Annotated in this window: 15 protein-coding genes; 7 read left to right on the forward strand and 8 right to left on the reverse strand. The window is 71.9% G+C overall.

Features of this window, described 5'->3' with window-relative positions:
- The gene (locus ACWXWW_RS07295) at positions 1–480 is read right to left on the reverse strand and encodes a DUF2231 domain-containing protein (RefSeq protein ID WP_455969478.1); all 480 of its coding nucleotides are present in this window, start codon (positions 478–480) and stop codon (positions 1–3) included.
- A gap of 83 nt (positions 481–563) precedes the next feature.
- Here ACWXWW_RS07295 and ACWXWW_RS07300 point away from each other — a divergent pair, with 83 nt between their 5' ends.
- The 3 genes from ACWXWW_RS07300 (at position 564) to ACWXWW_RS07310 (ending at position 2,323) form a co-directional block, all read left to right on the forward strand.
- A complete protein-coding gene (locus ACWXWW_RS07300) occupies positions 564–1,070 on the forward strand; it encodes a sigma-70 family RNA polymerase sigma factor (protein WP_271173708.1) in 507 nt (168 codons plus the stop codon).
- Positions 1,067–1,750: a zf-HC2 domain-containing protein gene (locus ACWXWW_RS07305; protein WP_455969479.1), complete on the forward strand. Its 684-nt coding sequence runs from the start codon at positions 1,067–1,069 to the stop codon at positions 1,748–1,750. The genes ACWXWW_RS07300 and ACWXWW_RS07305 overlap by 4 nt, the downstream gene beginning before the upstream one ends.
- A gap of 63 nt (positions 1,751–1,813) precedes the next feature.
- Positions 1,814–2,323, forward strand: a complete 510-nt coding sequence (locus tag ACWXWW_RS07310; RefSeq protein ID WP_282979540.1) for a COG4315 family predicted lipoprotein — start codon at positions 1,814–1,816, stop codon at positions 2,321–2,323.
- A 49-nt stretch (positions 2,324–2,372) separates the two neighbouring features.
- Here the strand turns inward: ACWXWW_RS07310 and ACWXWW_RS07315 are convergent, their stop codons facing one another.
- The gene (locus tag ACWXWW_RS07315) at positions 2,373–3,362 is read right to left on the reverse strand and encodes a bile acid:sodium symporter family protein (protein WP_282979538.1); all 990 of its coding nucleotides are present in this window, start codon (positions 3,360–3,362) and stop codon (positions 2,373–2,375) included.
- Between the two features lie 110 nt (positions 3,363–3,472).
- Here ACWXWW_RS07315 and ACWXWW_RS07320 point away from each other — a divergent pair, with 110 nt between their 5' ends.
- The gene (locus ACWXWW_RS07320) at positions 3,473–5,038 is read left to right on the forward strand and encodes a sodium-dependent transporter (RefSeq protein WP_455969480.1); all 1,566 of its coding nucleotides are present in this window, start codon (positions 3,473–3,475) and stop codon (positions 5,036–5,038) included.
- The gene (locus ACWXWW_RS07325) at positions 5,035–5,178 is read left to right on the forward strand and encodes a MetS family NSS transporter small subunit (protein ID WP_271173703.1); all 144 of its coding nucleotides are present in this window, start codon (positions 5,035–5,037) and stop codon (positions 5,176–5,178) included. Before ACWXWW_RS07320 ends, ACWXWW_RS07325 begins: the two co-directional genes overlap by 4 nt.
- Positions 5,179–5,410: 232 nt before the next feature.
- On the opposite strand, the gene ACWXWW_RS07330 is transcribed toward ACWXWW_RS07325, so the two are convergent.
- Positions 5,411–6,907 (reverse strand): MDR family MFS transporter, encoded by a 1,497-nt coding sequence (locus ACWXWW_RS07330; protein WP_455969481.1) that lies wholly within the window; start codon positions 6,905–6,907, stop codon positions 5,411–5,413.
- A gap of 151 nt (positions 6,908–7,058) precedes the next feature.
- On the opposite strand from ACWXWW_RS07330, the gene ACWXWW_RS07335 reads away from it, so the two are divergent.
- Both ACWXWW_RS07335 and ACWXWW_RS07340 read left to right on the forward strand, forming a co-directional pair.
- Positions 7,059–8,933 carry an ABC transporter ATP-binding protein gene (locus tag ACWXWW_RS07335; protein ID WP_455969535.1) on the forward strand — a complete coding sequence of 625 codons (1,875 nt, stop codon included), beginning with the start codon at positions 7,059–7,061 and terminating at the stop codon, positions 8,931–8,933.
- 215 nt (positions 8,934–9,148) lie between these two features.
- On the forward strand, positions 9,149–10,030 hold the full coding sequence (locus ACWXWW_RS07340) for a hypothetical protein (RefSeq protein WP_455969482.1): 882 nt from the start codon (positions 9,149–9,151) through the stop codon (positions 10,028–10,030).
- A gap of 159 nt (positions 10,031–10,189) precedes the next feature.
- Here the strand turns inward: ACWXWW_RS07340 and ACWXWW_RS07345 are convergent, their stop codons facing one another.
- Genes ACWXWW_RS07345 through nadA form a run of 5 tightly spaced genes read right to left on the reverse strand, consistent with a single transcriptional unit; the run spans position 10,190 to position 15,927 of the window.
- Entirely contained in the window at positions 10,190–11,077 is an 888-nt protein-coding gene (locus ACWXWW_RS07345; RefSeq protein WP_455969483.1) for a glycosyltransferase family 2 protein, read from the reverse strand.
- A 34-nt stretch (positions 11,078–11,111) separates the two neighbouring features.
- Positions 11,112–12,233: a cysteine desulfurase family protein gene (locus tag ACWXWW_RS07350; RefSeq protein ID WP_455969484.1), complete on the reverse strand. Its 1,122-nt coding sequence runs from the start codon at positions 12,231–12,233 to the stop codon at positions 11,112–11,114.
- Between the two features lie 3 nt (positions 12,234–12,236).
- The gene (nadC, locus tag ACWXWW_RS07355) at positions 12,237–13,088 is read right to left on the reverse strand and encodes a carboxylating nicotinate-nucleotide diphosphorylase (RefSeq protein WP_455969485.1); all 852 of its coding nucleotides are present in this window, start codon (positions 13,086–13,088) and stop codon (positions 12,237–12,239) included.
- Positions 13,082–14,599, reverse strand: a complete 1,518-nt coding sequence (gene nadB, locus ACWXWW_RS07360) for an L-aspartate oxidase (RefSeq protein ID WP_455969486.1) — start codon at positions 14,597–14,599, stop codon at positions 13,082–13,084. The genes nadC and nadB overlap by 7 nt, the downstream gene beginning before the upstream one ends.
- The gene (nadA, locus tag ACWXWW_RS07365) at positions 14,596–15,927 is read right to left on the reverse strand and encodes a quinolinate synthase NadA (RefSeq protein WP_455969487.1); all 1,332 of its coding nucleotides are present in this window, start codon (positions 15,925–15,927) and stop codon (positions 14,596–14,598) included. Before nadA ends, nadB begins: the two co-directional genes overlap by 4 nt.
- Positions 15,928–16,009 lie beyond the last annotated feature (82 nt).

The raw sequence follows: 16,009 nt of genomic DNA on the forward strand, positions 1-16,009 counted from the left end.
TCAGCCGCCCCAGACGGCGCGCGCTCCCGCCTCGCCCGCGAGGACGACCGAGACCGTCGCTCCCGATGCGGTGACGAGAGCGAGACCAGCGATCGTGACGTCGACGACGCGATCGCGACGAGAGGCCTCGCGCGTGCTCGCGCCATCCGCCGGGCGCCGCCGGAACCAGAGCCATTGCGCGACCGCGACCACGGCCATCCCGATCGTCCAGGGAGGGACGAGCACCGCGAGCGCCTCGTGGCGCGCGACCTGAGGCAGCGGACCGACGACCTCCTTGAGCGCTCCGCCCGACACGACCGCGACGTACACGAGCACGACGGTCACGACGGCCGCGAGGGGCGTCACGGCGCCGAGTCGTCGACGCGCCGACGGGAGGATCGCACCCAGCACGAGCGCGAGAGCCGTGAGGGGCACGAGCACGACCGTACCGTGCACGACGAGCGGATGGAGGGGGAGGCCGGCGACCTCGAACGGGTTCATACTCGGAACACGGGATGGCGGGGCGAGCGGTTCAGATGAACCCGGGCACCGCGCATCTCGTTGCCTCAGTGGGGAGGTGTGCGATGCCGGGCGATGACGCGACACGACTGGGTGCGCTGTTCGACGCGCACGCGGCCCCGGTGTGGCGCTACGTCGTCCACCTCACGGGAGATCGCGCGGGCGCCGACGATGTCGTCCAGGAGACGCTCCTGCGCGCCTGGCGCACGCCGCGCATCCTCGCGCAGGATCCGGAGACGGCCCGCTCGTGGATGTACACGGTCGCGCGGCACATCGTCATCGACGAGGCGCGCAGCGCGCGGCATCGCCGTGAGATCGCGGTCGCCGAGACGCCGGAATCGGCTGTGCGGGACGCGACCGACGCGATCTTCGACGCCCTGCTCATCGAGGAGGCGCTCGGCGTCCTCTCGGATGCGCATCGCGACGTCGTCGTCCGCGCGTACTTCGGCGGCCTGTCGACCGTCGAGATCGCCGCGGACCTCGGCATCCCGGAGGGCACGGTCAAGTCCCGGCTGCACTACGGGCTGCGGGCGCTGCGCCTCGCGCTGCAGGAGAGAGGGGTGACGCGATGAACGCCGATCACGAGCGGTTCGCCGAGTGGGACGCCGCCTACGTGCTGGGCGCGCTGAGCTCGGCCGACCGCGCCGCGTTCGAGGCCCACCTCGTCGAGTGCGAGCGCTGTCGGGCGGCGATCGCCGACCTCGCTCCGATCGTCGGGCTCCTGTCTCGGGTGGAACCCGACCGAGGCCGCGGTCTGATCGAGGCAGAGCGCGTCAGCGACGGGCCCGACGCCGCTCGTCGCGCGCAGCTCGTCGCGCTCGGCGCACGCCGCTCGCGACGGCGCCGGCGCGCGGGCGTCGCGGTCGTCGCCGCGCTCGCCGCTGTGCTCGTCGCGGTGCCCGTCGTGGTGACCGTCACGCAGCCGCAGAGCACGGTGGTCGCGATGGTGCCCGTCGGATCGGCGCCGCTCGAGGCGTCGGTGGAGCTCACCGAGGTGGCGTGGGGCACGCGCATCGACATGACGTGCGCGTACGGACACGGCCCGTCCGACCGCGAGTGGCGCTACACCCTCGTCGTCACGGCGGCAGACGGCACGGAGAGCGCGCTGTCGACCTGGCGGGCGACAGCCGGATCGACGGCCCGCCTGAGCGCCGGCACGGCCCTCGCCCCCGACGAGATCGCGAGCATCGACATCCGCTCGTCGACGACGGGCGACGTTCTCATGCGCGCTGCACCGCTGAAGGGGAAGTGAACCCGATGCGCCTGCGGATCGTGTCCCCGGTGACTGAACCGCAGTCGTGAACGGAGGATCGCCATGTTCCGCAAGCACGTGATCAGGTCGGCCGTGTGGGGAGGGGTGCTCGTGCTCGCGCTCGCCGGCTGCTCGGCGCCCGCCGCCGAGCCCGAGGAGGAGCCGTCCGAGTCGGGGTCCTCGGAGCCCATGACCTCGCCCGATGAGATGACCGGCGACGGCACGACCCTCATGGTGGCCGAGTCGCCGCTCGGCGAGATCGTCGTCGACGGCGAGGGCATGACCGTCTACATGTTCGACCAGGACACCCAGGGCGCCGGGGCCAGCACCTGCGAGGGGCAGTGCGCCGAGAACTGGCCTGCCGTGACCGTCGAGGGCGACCTGCCGGAGGTGGAGGGCGTCACCGGCGAGGTGGGCACCATCGAGGGCGTCGACGGCGAAACGCAGGTGACGCTGAACGGCTGGCCGCTCTACTACTTCGCGGGCGATGCCGCAGCCGGAGACGTGAACGGCCAGGGCGTCAACGACGTGTGGTGGGTGCTGTCTCCCGCGGGTGAGCGGATGGCCGAGTAGCGGACGGCCGCGCGCTGGCGGGCGGCGGTTCCCGCCAGCGCGCCGGTCGTCAGCGCTCGCGCACGGGCTCGGGCGCTGACGGCTCGTCGGTGACGGGTCGGCGGCCCATGACCATCGCGAACAGCGCACCCGACAGGTTGTGCCAGACGGAGAACACCGCCGCGGGCAGCGCCGCGAGCGGCGAGAAGTGCGCGGCCGCGAGCGATGCGGCCAGCCCGGAGTTCTGCATGCCGACCTCGATCGAGATCGCGCGCCGCTCGCGCTGGGTCATCCCGAGCGCGATCGCGGCGAGGTAGCCGAGCAGGAGCCCCAGGCCGTTGTGCAGCACGACCGCGAGGAGCACGATGAGGCCGGCCTGGACGATCCGATCCGCGCTGCCCGCCACGACGGCCGCGACGATGAGCGAGATCGCGATCGTGGAGAGCCACGGGAACCAGGCCTGCACGCGCTCCACGAACGCGCGCAGGAAGAGGCGCACGACGAGGCCGGCGATGATCGGCAGCAGGACGGTCTGCAGGATCGACACCATCATCGAGCCGAACGGCACCTCAAGGAACGTGCCGGCGAGCCACAGGGTGAGCAGCGGGGTCATGATCGGCGCGAGCAGCGTCGAGCACGTCGTCACGGTGACCGACAGCGCCGTGTCGCCGCGTGACAGGTAGGTCACGACGTTCGACGCCGTTCCGCCCGGGGCGCAGCCGACGAGGATGACGCCCGCCGCGAGCTCGGGCGGGAGGCCGAGTGCGAAGGCGATGAGCCACGCGGTCAGCGGCATGATGAGGTACTGCAGCACGACTCCCACGAGGACCATCCACGGGCGCTTCGCTATGCGCGCGAAGTCGGGCAGGGTCAGGGTGAGGCCCATGCAGAACATGATGAATCCGAGCAGCCACGGCACTGCGGGCCCGAGCACGGGCGCGGCCCCCGGCAGGAGGAATCCGACCACCCCGGCCACCAGCACGAGGATCGGGAAGACCGTGACCGCGCGCCGCGCGGCGCGATCAGGGGCGGAGGAGTCGGATGCAGTCGGCTGGCTCATCCGATCAAATCTGCCATATCCAGGTGAGCCACCTGTGCGTCTGCTGAGCATGTTGCTACGCTCGCTCGATACTGAGATGGCGTGACAACCGCCCAGTGAAGGGATACAGAATGTCTCGCACGAACACGGCCGGCGCCGTTCCGGCACGCGAGGTGTGGACCGGTCAGATCGGCTTCATCCTCGCCGCGCTCGGGTCGGCTGTCGGCCTCGGAAATATCTGGCGCTTCCCCGGCGTCGCCTACGAGAACGGGGGAGGAGCCTTCCTCATCCCGTATCTCGTCGCGCTGCTGACCGCCGGCATCCCCATCCTCTTCCTCGACTACGCGATCGGGCACCGCTTCCGCGGTTCCGCCCCGCTCGCCTTCCGACGCCTCGCGGGGCGCGTGGGCGAGAGCATCGGCTGGTTCCAGGTGATGATCTGCGTCTTCATCTGCATCTACTACACCGCCGTGCTCGCCTGGGCCTCGAGCTACTTCGTCTTCTCGTGGGATCTGCGCTGGGGGTCCGATCCCACCGCGTTCTTCGTCGGGGAATACCTGCAGGTGGCGGCAGAGCCGATCACCTTCGAGTTCGTTCCCGGTGTGCTGATCCCGCTCGTCCTCATGTGGGTGGTCGCTCTCGTGGTGCTCGGCGCGGGCGTCGTGAAGGGCGTCCAGCGCGCGAACGTCATCTTCATCCCTCTGCTCGTGATCGGGTTCCTGATCCTCGTCGTGCGCGCCCTGTTCCTCCCTGGCGCGATCGACGGGCTCACGGCGTTCTTCACGCCGGATTTCGCGGCGCTCGCCGACCCATCCGTGTGGATCGCGGCGTACAGTCAGATCTTCTTCTCGCTGTCCATCGCCTTCGGCATCATGGTCACGTACGCGTCCTACCGCCGCCGGCGTGTCAACCTCACCACTCCCGGCCTCGTCGTCGCGTTCGGCAACTCGTCGTTCGAGCTGCTGGCGGGAATCGGCGTCTTCGCGACGCTCGGGTTCTTCGCGTTCGAGCAGGGCGTCCCGGTGGCGGAGCTCGAGGGGCTGACCGGCGTCGCGCTGTCGTTCATGACCTTCCCCGCGATCGTCTCGCAGATGCCGGGCGGCGAGTGGTTCGGCGCCCTCTTCTTCGGCGCACTCGTGCTTGCCGGCCTCACCTCGCTCATCTCGATCCTCGAGGTGATCATCGCGGCCGTGCGAGACAAGTTCGGCCTCACGCGCTCGCAGGTCGTCTACGGTCTGGGGGGAGTGCTCGCGGTCGTCTCGATCCTGCTCTTCTCGACCACGTCCGGCCTCACCGCGCTCGACACGGTCGACAACTGGGCGAACAACATCGGCATCGTGGCCTCGGCGATCATCGTCTCGATCGTCGTGCTGTGGGTGCGTCGAGCCGGCCCCGAGCTCGCGTCGCACCTGAGCACCCTGTCGACCTTCAAGGTCGGGCGAGTCTGGCTGTTCCTCGTGTCGATCGTCGCCCCGGTCGTTCTCGCGTACATGCTCGTATCGAAGATCGTGGAGCTGCTCGTCGACGGATACAGCGGCTACCCCGTGACCTACCTGGGAATCGTCGGCTGGGGATCGGTCGCCATCATGGTCGTCGGGGCGATCGCGCTCACTGGCGCACGGTGGCGCCATGATCCGGAGAAGTTCGAGCCGTGGCCGGCGACGGACGCCGTGTCGCTGAAGGGAGACCTGCGATGACCGCCATCGCGACGCTGTTCTTCATCATCGCCGCCGTCCTCATCTGGGGCGGGCTCGTCGCGAGCATCGTCTTCCTCTCGTCGAAGCCCGAGGTGCCGGCGTATCCGGACGGCGCTGTCGACGACGAGGGCGATGACTGACGCTCCGGAGCCCGGGTCCTCTCGCGGGCGTAGCATGGTCGGCATGTCCACGACCGAGGAGACCAGGGCGACGCCGCTCGTCCCGCTGCTGACCGCGTCCGCGGAGGACGCTCCCGCATGCGCCGACGGAGCATGCAGCTGGCCGGGTGCGCAGTCGTCCTGACCTGAGCGCACAAGAGGAGAGGACCCGCGACCATGGTCGCGGGCCCTCTCCTCTTGCGTGCGAGGGAGCTCAGTGGCCGTGGCCGCCGGGCATGCCCTCCTGCTCCTCGGGCTTGCGCACGAAGAACGACAGCGCGACCGAGACGAGCGAGATGATCGCCGCGATGAGGAAGGCCGTCCGCGCGCCGGGGGCGCCGGCCGCGGCTGCGGGCACGCCCGCCTCCTCGCCCGCATGGAGGATGCTCGAGTAGGTCGCGATGAGGATCGCGACGCCCGCCGCGCCGGCGACCTGCTGCAGCGTGTTGAGCACGGCAGAGCCATGCGAGTAGAGGTGGCGCTCGAGCGATCCGAGCGAGGCCGAGAACAGCGGCGTGAACGACATCGCCATGCCGACGGACATGGCCGTCTGCACCGCCATGAGCAGCCCCCACGGGGTGTGCTCGCTCACCGTCGCGTACACGAAGATCGCGGCAGCCACGATGATCGTGCCGGGCACGAGCAGCGTGCGCGGGCCCTTCGCATCGTAGATCCGTCCCATGATCGGCCCGAGGAGGCCCATGAGCACGGAGCCCGGGAGGAGGATGAGACCCGACTGCAGCGCGTCGAGGCCCACGACGTTCTGCAGGTAGAGCGGCAGCAGGGTGAGCGAGCCGAACATCGTGAGGGCGATGAGCGCCATGATCACGATGGAGATCGTGAAGTTGCGCGACTGGAACACGCGCAGATCGAGCAGCGCGTCGTCGATGCGCTGCAGCTTGATCTGACGCATCACGAACACCGCGAGCATGACCAGGCCGACGACGAGCGCGATGGCTCCCGACGCGATCGGCGAGATGCTCGCGCCGCCGTCCGCTGCCGCGCCGTGGGCGCCCCCGCCGAACTGGCTGAGGCCGTACACGATCCCGCCGAAGGCGATCGCCGACATGATGACCGACGGCACGTCGATCGGCGCCTTGCGCGTCTCGCCGAGGTTGGTCATCCACTTCGCGCCGATGAGGAGCGACGCGAGCGCGATCGGCAGCACGATCCCGAAGATCCAGCGCCAGCTGAGCGTCGTCAGGATCGCGCCCGACAGGGTCGGGCCGATCGCCGGTGCGAGCGAGATGACCATCCCCACGCGCCCCATCATGCGGCCGCGGGACTGCGGCGGGACGACGTTCATCATCGTCGTCATGAGCAGCGGCATCATGATGCCCGTGCCGGCGGCCTGGATCACGCGTCCGAGGAGGAGCACGACGAAGCCGGGCGCGATGAGGCACACGAGCGTTCCGAGCGAGAACGCGATCATCGCCGCGAGGAAGATCTGGCGCGTCGTGAAGCGCTGGAGCAGGAAGCCGGTCGTCGGGATGACGACGGCCATCGTGAGCATGAAGGCGCTCGTGAGCCACTGGCCCAGCTCGGGCGCGAGCCCGAGGTCCGCATTGAGGTGCGGGATGGCGATGCCCATCGTCGTCTCGTTGAGGATCGCCGTGAAGGCTGCGATCAGCAGCAGCCAGATGACGCGCATGCCCTTCGGATCGATCTCCTGCTGCTGTGCGCGGATGGCGCCGGTGTCGGTAGACGTCATGAGACTCCTGGAGAGAGAAGAGGAAGGCCGGAGGCGGAGGGGAGAAGGGTCTCCGCGCGAACGTTACAGCTTAACGGCGACATTCCCGTTGCCATTCCCGATCCGATCGGATCCACCCGCTCCGAGCATATGTATGCTCTTTGACATGAGTATGGGGCGGGGCATGGGTGGGCGCGGCGGCGGCAAGCCGATCGACGAGGCGGCGCAGCGGAGACTGAACGCGCAGGCGCCGCGCGTGCCCGGACTCGGGCGCCGCGTCGTGGCGCTCTTCCGCCCGTATCGCGGTCGCATCGCCGCGACCGCCGTCCTCGTGATCGTCGGCGCGGCGCTCGGCGTCGTGCCGCCCCTCGTCATCCAGCGGGTGTTCGACGACGCGCTCTTCCCCGTCGACGGCGGGCCCGTCGACATCCCGCTCCTCGTGCGCCTCGTCGCCCTCATGATCGGCCTCTACCTCCTGAGCGCGATCGTCGGCGTCGCGCAGACGTGGTTCACCTCCAACGTCGGCAACCGCGTGACGGGCGACCTGCGCGTCCGGATGTTCGATCACCTCCAGGCGATGGAGCTCGGCTTCTTCACGCGCACGAAGACGGGCATCATCCAGTCGCGCCTGCAGAACGATGTGGGCGGCGTCTCGAGCGTCCTGACGAACACCTTCACGAGCATCCTCGGGAACACCGTGACGGTCATCGCGTCGCTCGTCGCGATGATCCTCATCGACTGGCGGCTGACCCTGATCGCCCTCGTCATCATGCCGGTGCTCGTCGTCGTGCAGCGTCGCGTGGGCCAGGTGCGCGCACGCATCGCGGCGCAGACGCAGCAGTCGCTGTCCGAGCTGACCGCGATCACGCAGGAGACGCTGAGCGTCTCGGGCATCCTCCTGTCGAAGTCGTTCAACCGCCAGCGCACGGAGTCCGCTCGCTACGCCGAGGAGAACGCCAACCAGATCCGCCTGCAGATCCGCCAGGCGATGACGGGGCAGGGGTTCTTCGCGGTCGTGCACGTGCTCATGGCCTCCGTGCCCGCGGTCATCTACCTCGTCGCGGGCTTCCTCGTCGCGGGCGACGCCGGGATGATCACGGCGGGCACGATCGTCGCCTTCACGAACGTGCAGGCACGGCTGCTGCAGCCGCTCACGAGCCTCATGCGGGTCGCGCTCGACGTGCAGACATCGTTCGCGCTCTTCGCGCGCATCTTCGAGTACCTCGACCTGAAGCCCGCGATCGCCGACGCGGCCGACGCCGTCGACGTGGAGGACGCCCCGGGCCCGGTCGGCCGCGTCGAGTTCCGCGATGTCTCGTTCCGCTATCCGGACGCGGCGGGCGACACCCGCCCGACGCTGCAGGGCGTGTCGTTCGCGGTGGAGCCGGGCGAGCACGTGGCATTCGTCGGCCCGTCGGGCGCAGGCAAGACGACCGTGCTCTACCTCACGCCGCGGTTCTACGAGGCGACGGATGGCCGGGTGCTGTTCGCCGGCGAGGACGTGCGCCGGCTCAGGCAGGAGTCCATCGTCGACCACGTCGGCATCGTGTCGCAGGAGACGTACCTCTTCCACGCGACGGTGCGGGAGAACCTGCGCTATGCGCGCCCGGATGCGACGGACGAGGAGATCGAGGACGCGTGCCGGCAGGCGAACATCCACCACATCATCGCCGGTTTCGAGGACGGGTACGAGACCGTCGTGGGCGAGCGCGGCTACCGGCTGTCGGGCGGTGAGAAGCAGCGCATCGCGATCGCCCGCGTGCTCCTCAAGGACCCGCCCGTGCTCCTCCTCGACGAGGCGACGAGCGCGCTCGACACCGTCTCCGAGCGGATCGTCCAGGAGGCGCTCGAGAATGCGGCGCGCGGCCGGACGACCATCTCGATCGCCCACCGCCTCTCCACCGTCATCGACGCCGACACCATCCACGTCGTGGACGGCGGCCGCATCGTGGAGTCGGGCACGCACGCGCAGCTCGTCGCGGCAGGCGGCCTCTACGCCGAGCTCGCCGCCGAGCAGCTCGCTGCGACCCGCGTCCTGGAGGACTGAAGCCAGGGCTCAGGTGTTCGGCCGCGAGCGCGGACGGGCTGTTGCCGCGAGAGGCCGGTGAGCGGGCCGGATGGCGGCCGGTCGCGGCAAGGACGGCGGCGGGCGCCGGTCGTGCCCCGTCACGGTCCGTGCACAGGGGGCGGAGGGCGGCGCGGCGGTGCCGGAGGGTGTGGATGCGCGCATCCGACCACTCCGTCGTGCGCGAGCCTCGCTCCGTGAGCTCACGACCATCCGATCTCCCACGTCATCTCCGTGGGCGTGCGTTCCGCCTCGCGGACGCACCCGAGGTGTCGCGTCGCCGGTCCCGCGCGTCGGATCTGTGGACGCCCGTTCGAGGCGCGCGCCTGCCCATCGACCAGCAGGGGCTGGCGAGCATCTGCCACGCGGTCGCGCTCTCGCTTCCGGCGGGGGCGGCGTTCAGTCACACGACCGCGGCGGTCCTCTGGGGGCTTCCCCTTCCGCTCGGGCAGCAGGCCGAGCGCACCGTGCACGTGACGACCCCGACGGGCACGCGCGCCCGGCGCGGCCGCCTGATCATCGGCCACCAGCGGGAGCTCGCGGCCGACCAGGTCCGGCAGCGACGCGGTCTGCCGCTGACGTCGCCGTCGCGCACCTTCTGCGACCTGTCGGAGATCCTCGACCTCGACGATCTCGTCGCGGTCGGCGATCGCGTCGCCCACGACCACGGCGCGGCCGCCATCGAGGCGGAGCTCGCGCGGCGTCCTCGGAACAGGCAGTCGCGCGTCCTCCGCGAGGCGGTCGCGCTCATCGACAGCCGTGCCGAGTCGCCCAAGGAGACCGAGCTGCGGCTGCTGCTCGTCCGCGCGGGATTCGGGCCCTTCGCGGCGAACTTCGTCGTGCGCCATGCGTCCGGCCGCTTCATCGCGCGCGTGGACCTCGCACTGCCCGCGCAGCGGATCGCCGTCGAATACGAGGGCGACCATCACCGCGATCGGGACCAGTGGCGCCGAGATCTCGCGCGGCGGCGTCGTCTCGAGGCACTCGGCTGGATCTACCTCCCGGTGACCCAGGCCGACCTCTCCGATCCCGCGGACCTCCTCGCGGACCTGCGCGCCGCGGTCGCGCGGCGTGGGTGAGAGGCGACGTCCCTTCGGGCATCTGCCGCGTCCGGCCGGTGAGAGGGGCGGATGGCGGCCACTCGTGGCAAGGACCCGGCCGGAGAACGCGGGAGGTGAGACATGGGGGATGGGATGGAAGGGGGAAGGGCCGGGGGAGGGGGACGGGACGGAAGGGGGCTATGCCCGGTGCAGTGCCTCGACCTCGGCGGCGAACGCGTCGAGGTCGGAGCGAGTGGACGCGTCGGCGATCGCGGAGAGTCGAGGGATGTCCATGCGCAGGATCTGACCCGCCCGGGCACGCTGCGCGGCGCCGTGGCCGGCGAGCACCGCGAGGCCGTCGCGCATCGCGGCGAGGCACGCGCGGAAGACGCGGGGGTCGGCCTCGTGCTGCGTGATCGAGCTCCCGTCGGCGCGCACGCGCCACTGGACGACGACGTCGGGGACCGTGTCGATCGCACGCGCGGCCGTGTACATCCGCTGAGCGATCGCCTGGTCCTCGTAGAGCGCGTTCTCGGGAAACCGCAGGTCGTGCGCACGCCAGAAGCCCGTGCGCGAGACCTTCGACCACGCCACGACGTTCCCGGTGACCTCGGGGTGCGCGTCGAGCGTGACGCCGACGCGCCGCGGGCTCGTCGAGGCAGAGACCCACGGCTGGACCTCTCCCGCCGTGTACGACCCTCCTTCGGGCCACAGGCGCACGTACGCCCCCACCGCGACGTCGCTTCCGGATGTCTCGAGCGACCCGACGAGCGTCTCGAGCGCGCGCGGGACCATGATGTCGTCGCCGTCGAGGAAGCCCAGGTACGGCGTGTCCACGTGCGCGAGCGCCGTGTTGCGCGCCGCGCCGAGCCCCTTGCGCCGCGGATGCCGGATGACCCGGAAGCGATCGTCGCGCGCGGCGAACTCCTCGAGCACGCGGCCCGTGCCATCGGTCGACGCGTCGTCCACGAGGATCGCGCGCCAGCGGGTCAGGGTCTGCGCGCGCAGCGAGTCGAGCGCCTCGGCGATGTATCCCTCGATGTCGAAGCCCGGGACGACGACGGTCACGAGGGGAGCGGTGGTCACCGGATGAGACTATCGGCGCACGGGGACACCGGGGTCAGACCGCCGCAACCGCAGCGGCGACCGCGTCGGCGACGGCGTCGAGCGAGCCCTCGTGGCGGTGCGCGAGCGTGAAGCGGACCGCGGTCTGCGCCTCCTCGGGCAGGACCCCGAGCGCGACGAGGACGTGCGACGGCTCGTCGCTTCCCGCGGCGCAGGCCGACCCGCTCGACGACACGACGCCGCGGCGCTCGAGCTCGAGCAGCACGGCCTCGCCGCTCGTGCCCGCGAAGGTGAAGCTCGCCGTGCCGGGGAGGCGCCGGGTCGGATGGCCCGTGAGGCGCGCCGAGGGCACGAGCGCGAGCACCCGTGAGATGAAGGCGTCGCGGATGGCCGCCACGCGCCGAGCGCTCTCGGCGCGCTCGGCGTCGGCGAGCTCGAGCGCCGTCGCGAATCCGACGGCATCCGCGACCGCCTCGGTGCCGCTGCGGCGACCGCGCTGCTGGCCGCCGCCGTGGAGGAGCGGCTCGATCGGGATGCGTCCGCGCACGGCGAGCACGCCGGTGCCGGGCGGTGCCCCGATCTTGTGGCCGGCGAGCGCGATCGCGTCGGCGCCCGTGTCGGCCAGCGGTAGCCATCCCGCCGCCTGCACGGCGTCGAGGTGCAGGGGGACGCGGCGCCCCGCGAGCGCATCGGCGATGCCCCGCGCGTCCTGCACGGTGCCGATCTCGTTGTTGGCGAGCCCGATCGACACGAGCGCGGTGTCGTCGCGGAGGGCTGCGGCGACGTCGTCCGGCCGGACGAGGCCGTCCGCGTCGACGGGGAGGAGGGTCACCTCGAACCCGTGGAGGCGGCGGAGGTAATCGGCCGAGGCGAGGATCGACTCGTGCTCGATCGGCGTCGTCACGACGTGCCGTGCACGCGCCGCAGCGCCCAGGGCGATCCCCTTCACCGCGAGGTTGTTCGCCTCGGTTCCGCCCGAGGTGAAGACGATGTCGCCTCGGCGCATCCCGAGCACGGCCGCGACCCTGGCGCGGGCGTCCTCGAGAGCGCGCGCGGCTCGCTCGCCGACCGTGTGGTGGCTCGACGGGTTGCCGAATGCGCGCGTCAGGTGGGGCTCCATGGCCGCGAGCACCTCGGGCCGCACGGGCGTCGTCGCGGCGTTGTCGAGGTAGAGCACGGCTCAGCTCACGCGCATGTCGAGACCGAGGTCGAGCGCGCGGGCGGAGTGCGTCAGCGCGCCGACCGAGATGACGTCGACGCCCGTCTCGGCGATGCCCCGCACCGTCCCGAGGTCGACGCCGCCCGACGCCTCGACGATCGCTCGCCCGCCGACGATCCCGACGCCGCGACGGAGGTCGTCGAGAGAGAAGTTGTCGAGCATGATCGTGTCGACTCCGGCCGCGAGCACGGGCTCGATCTGGTCGATGCGATCGACCTCGACCTCGACATGCGCCGTGTGCGGCAGACGCGCGATGCCCGCGCGGAGGGCGGTCGTCAGGTCGGCGCCGCCGGCCTGGAGCACGGCGAGATGGTTGTCCTTCGCCATGACCGCGTCTGACAGCGAGTGCCGGTGGTTGTGCCCGCCGCCGCAGCGGACGGCGTGCCGCTCGAACGCGCGGAGCCCCGGCGTCGTCTTCCGGGTGTCGACGATCCGCGCGCGGGTGCCCGCCACCTCGGCGACGAACCGCGCCGTGAGCGTCGCGACGCCCGACATCCGCTGGGTGAAGTTCAGCCCGATGCGCTCTGCGGTGAGCACCGCGCGGGCCGGCCCGGCGACGGTCGCGAGCACGTCGCCCGCGGCGAAGGGCGCGCCGTCCGCCACGCGGAGGTCGACGTCGGTCGCGCGATCCGTGAGGGCGAACGCCGCCCGGAAGACCTCGCCTCCGCTGAACACGCCGTCCTCGCGCGCGACGAGGGATGCCCGCGCGTGAGCGGATGCGGGAAGGAACGCCTCGCTCGTGAGGTCTCCCCACGGCGCGTCCTCCTCGAGGGCGGCGCGCACGGCGCGCTCGATCGTCGACGCCGTCAGCATGCGGCACCCGCCGAGACGAGTTCGCGCGCGTGTGCGGACGCGTCGTCGGTGCGGAAATGCGACCCCACCGAGCCCGGCCGGGCGAGAGCGGCGCTCGCCGCGGCGAGGCCCACGCGCACGAGCCCCGCGTCCTCATGCGCGGCGACCGTCTGCGGACGGGGGAGGGCGTCCTGCCACGTGGCGAGCACCGCCACGGCGTGCGCGAGGCCCGCGCCGTCGCGGAGGAGCCCCACGTGATCCCACATGAGCCGCTGCAGGGCGGCGCGCGAGAAGGGCGGGACGGCGGCGAGCTCCGACGGCAACTCGGGGCCGGGCGCGGAGGGGAGCGCGGGCGCCGCATCGACGTCGCCCGCGAGGATGGCCGCGGCCGCGCGCGCGGCGAAGACCGCGCCCTCGAGAAGGGAGTTGGAAGCGAGGCGGTTGGCGCCGTGCACGCCCGTGCGCGCGCACTCGCCGACGGCGAGGAGGCCGGCCAGGCTCGTGCGCCCGTCGAGGTCGGTCGCGATCCCGCCCATGAGGTAGTGGGCGGCCGGCGCGACGGGGATCGCGTGCGCGGCCCAGTCGAGCCCGCGCGCTGCCAGCGCCCTCGCGATCGTCGGGAAGCGCGCCTCGAGTCGCCGACGGCCGATGCGCGTCGCGTCCAGGAGGACGGGGCGCCCGCCCTGCTCCGCCATCCGCCGGGCGATCGATCGCGCGACGACATCGCGCGGCGCGAGCTCGCCGTCGGGGTGGTCGTCGAGCACGAAGCGCCGCCCGTCGAGGTCGATGAGGTCGGCGCCCTCGCCGCGCACCGCCTCGGAGACGAGGAACGGCGTGCCCTCGGCGAGCACGGTGGGGTGGAACTGCGCGAACTCGAGATCGACGACCGCGGCCCCCGCCCGCAGGGCGGCCGCGATGCCGTCGCCGGTCACGACGTCGGGGTTGGTGGTGCGCGCCCACAGCCGCCCCGCTCCGCCGGTCGCGAGCACGACGGCATCCGCCCGGAGCACCTCCCGGCGCCCGTCGGCGAGCAGCTCGACTCCCGCGACGCGTCCGTCCTCCACGAGGAGGTCGGCGAGGAGCGTCCGCTCGCGAAGGCGGACGCCCGCCTCGAGCGCGGCCGCGATGAGCGCGATCTCGATCGCGAGGCCCGTCGCGTCTCCGCCCGCGTGGAGGATGCGCGGATGCGCGTGCGCGGCCTCGAGTCCTCGCGCCAGGGCGCCCGAGGCGTCGCGGTCGAACGCGACGCCGAGGTCCATGAGCTCGCGCACGCGCGCCGGCCCCTCCGACACGAGCACGTCGACCGCGGCGGGGTCGCACAGTCCGGCGCCCGCGGCGAGCGTGTCGGCCGCGTGGCTCTCGACGCTGTCATCGGGGAAGAGCGCGGCCGCGATGCCGCCCTGCGCGTGCCGCGTGCTGCCGTCGGCCATCCCCGCCTTCGTGACCAGCTGCACATCCGCCCCGCCGCGCGCGAGGTGCAGCGCCGTCGCGAGGCCCGCGACGCCGCTTCCGACGACGATGACCCCGGTCATGCGCGCGCGCCTCCCGTCGGCAGGGGCTTGGCCGCGAGCATCCGCTCGAGCGCGACGCGCGCCGGGTCCGCCACCGCGTCGTCGACGCCGATCCGGTTGACCACGCGCCCCGCGACGAGCTCCTCGAGCACCCACGCGAGGTAGCCGGGGTGGATGCGGTACATCGTCGAGCAGGGGCACACGACGGGGTCGAGGCAGAAGATCGTGTGCTGCGGGTGCTCGGCGGCGAGCCGGCGCACGAGGTTGATCTCGGTGCCGATCGCGAACGTGGTCGGCTCGGTCGCCGCCTCGATCGCCTTGCGGATGTAGTCGGTCGATCCCGCCTCGTCGGCGGCGTCGACGACGTGCATGGGGCACTCCGGATGCACGATGACGCGCACGCCCGGATGCTCGGCGCGCGCGGTCTCGATCTGGTCGACCGTGAAGCGGCGGTGCACGGAGCAGAAGCCGTGCCAGAGGATGACCTCGGCGTCGCGCAGCGTCTCCTCGGACGACCCGCCGTACGGCGCGCGAGGGTTCCACAGCGGCATGCGCTCGAGCGGCACGCCCATCGCCTTGGCCGTGTTGCGCCCGAGGTGCTGGTCGGGGAAGAAGAGCACGCGGCGCCCTCGGGCGAACGCCCACTCGAGCACGGTGCGCGCGTTGGACGACGTGCACACGATGCCGCCGTTGCGGCCGACGAAGCCCTTGATCGCCGCGGAGGAGTTCATGTAGGTCACCGGGACGACCGGCACGCGGCCGTCCTCGTCCGGCACGTCGAGCGGGCCGTACACGTCCGCGAGCTGCTCCCAGCACTCCTCGACCTGGTCGATGTCGGCCATGTCGGCCATCGAGCAGCCCGCGGCGAGGTTCGGCAGGATGACGGACTGCTCCGGGCGGGACAGCATGTCGGCGGTCTCGGCCATGAAGTGGACGCCGCAGAAGACGATCGCCTCGGCCTCGGGGTGCGCCTTCGCCGCGCCCGCGAGCTGGAACGAGTCGCCCACGTAGTCGGCGTGCTGCACGACCTCGTCGCGCTGGTAGAAGTGGCCGAGGACCACGACGCGGTCGCCGAGCGCCGCCTTCGCCGCCCGGATGCGATCATGCAGCTCGGCTTCCGGGGCCTCGCGGTAGGCGCGGGGGAGCTCGCCCTGCCGCGGGGCGTCGGTCGGGATCACGTCGCCCATCGAGGCGCCGGGGCCGTAACCGGCGACGGCGTCGAAGCTCCAGGGCCCCGCGGCGAGGTCGGTCGAGCACGTCGAGCCCGCGGCGCCGCCCGAGACGATCGCCTGGATCTCGTGGTCGACGCTCGCGTCGCGGGCGGTGAGGGTGATGCTGGTCGCGGCCATGGGGACCCCTGTTCGTGTCGATTCGACTCTAAGTCGTCGACACCACTTTAAGTCAGGTTGACCACAAAGGCGAGCGGGCTCC

Source organism: Microbacterium sp. KNMS, assembly GCF_053851835.1.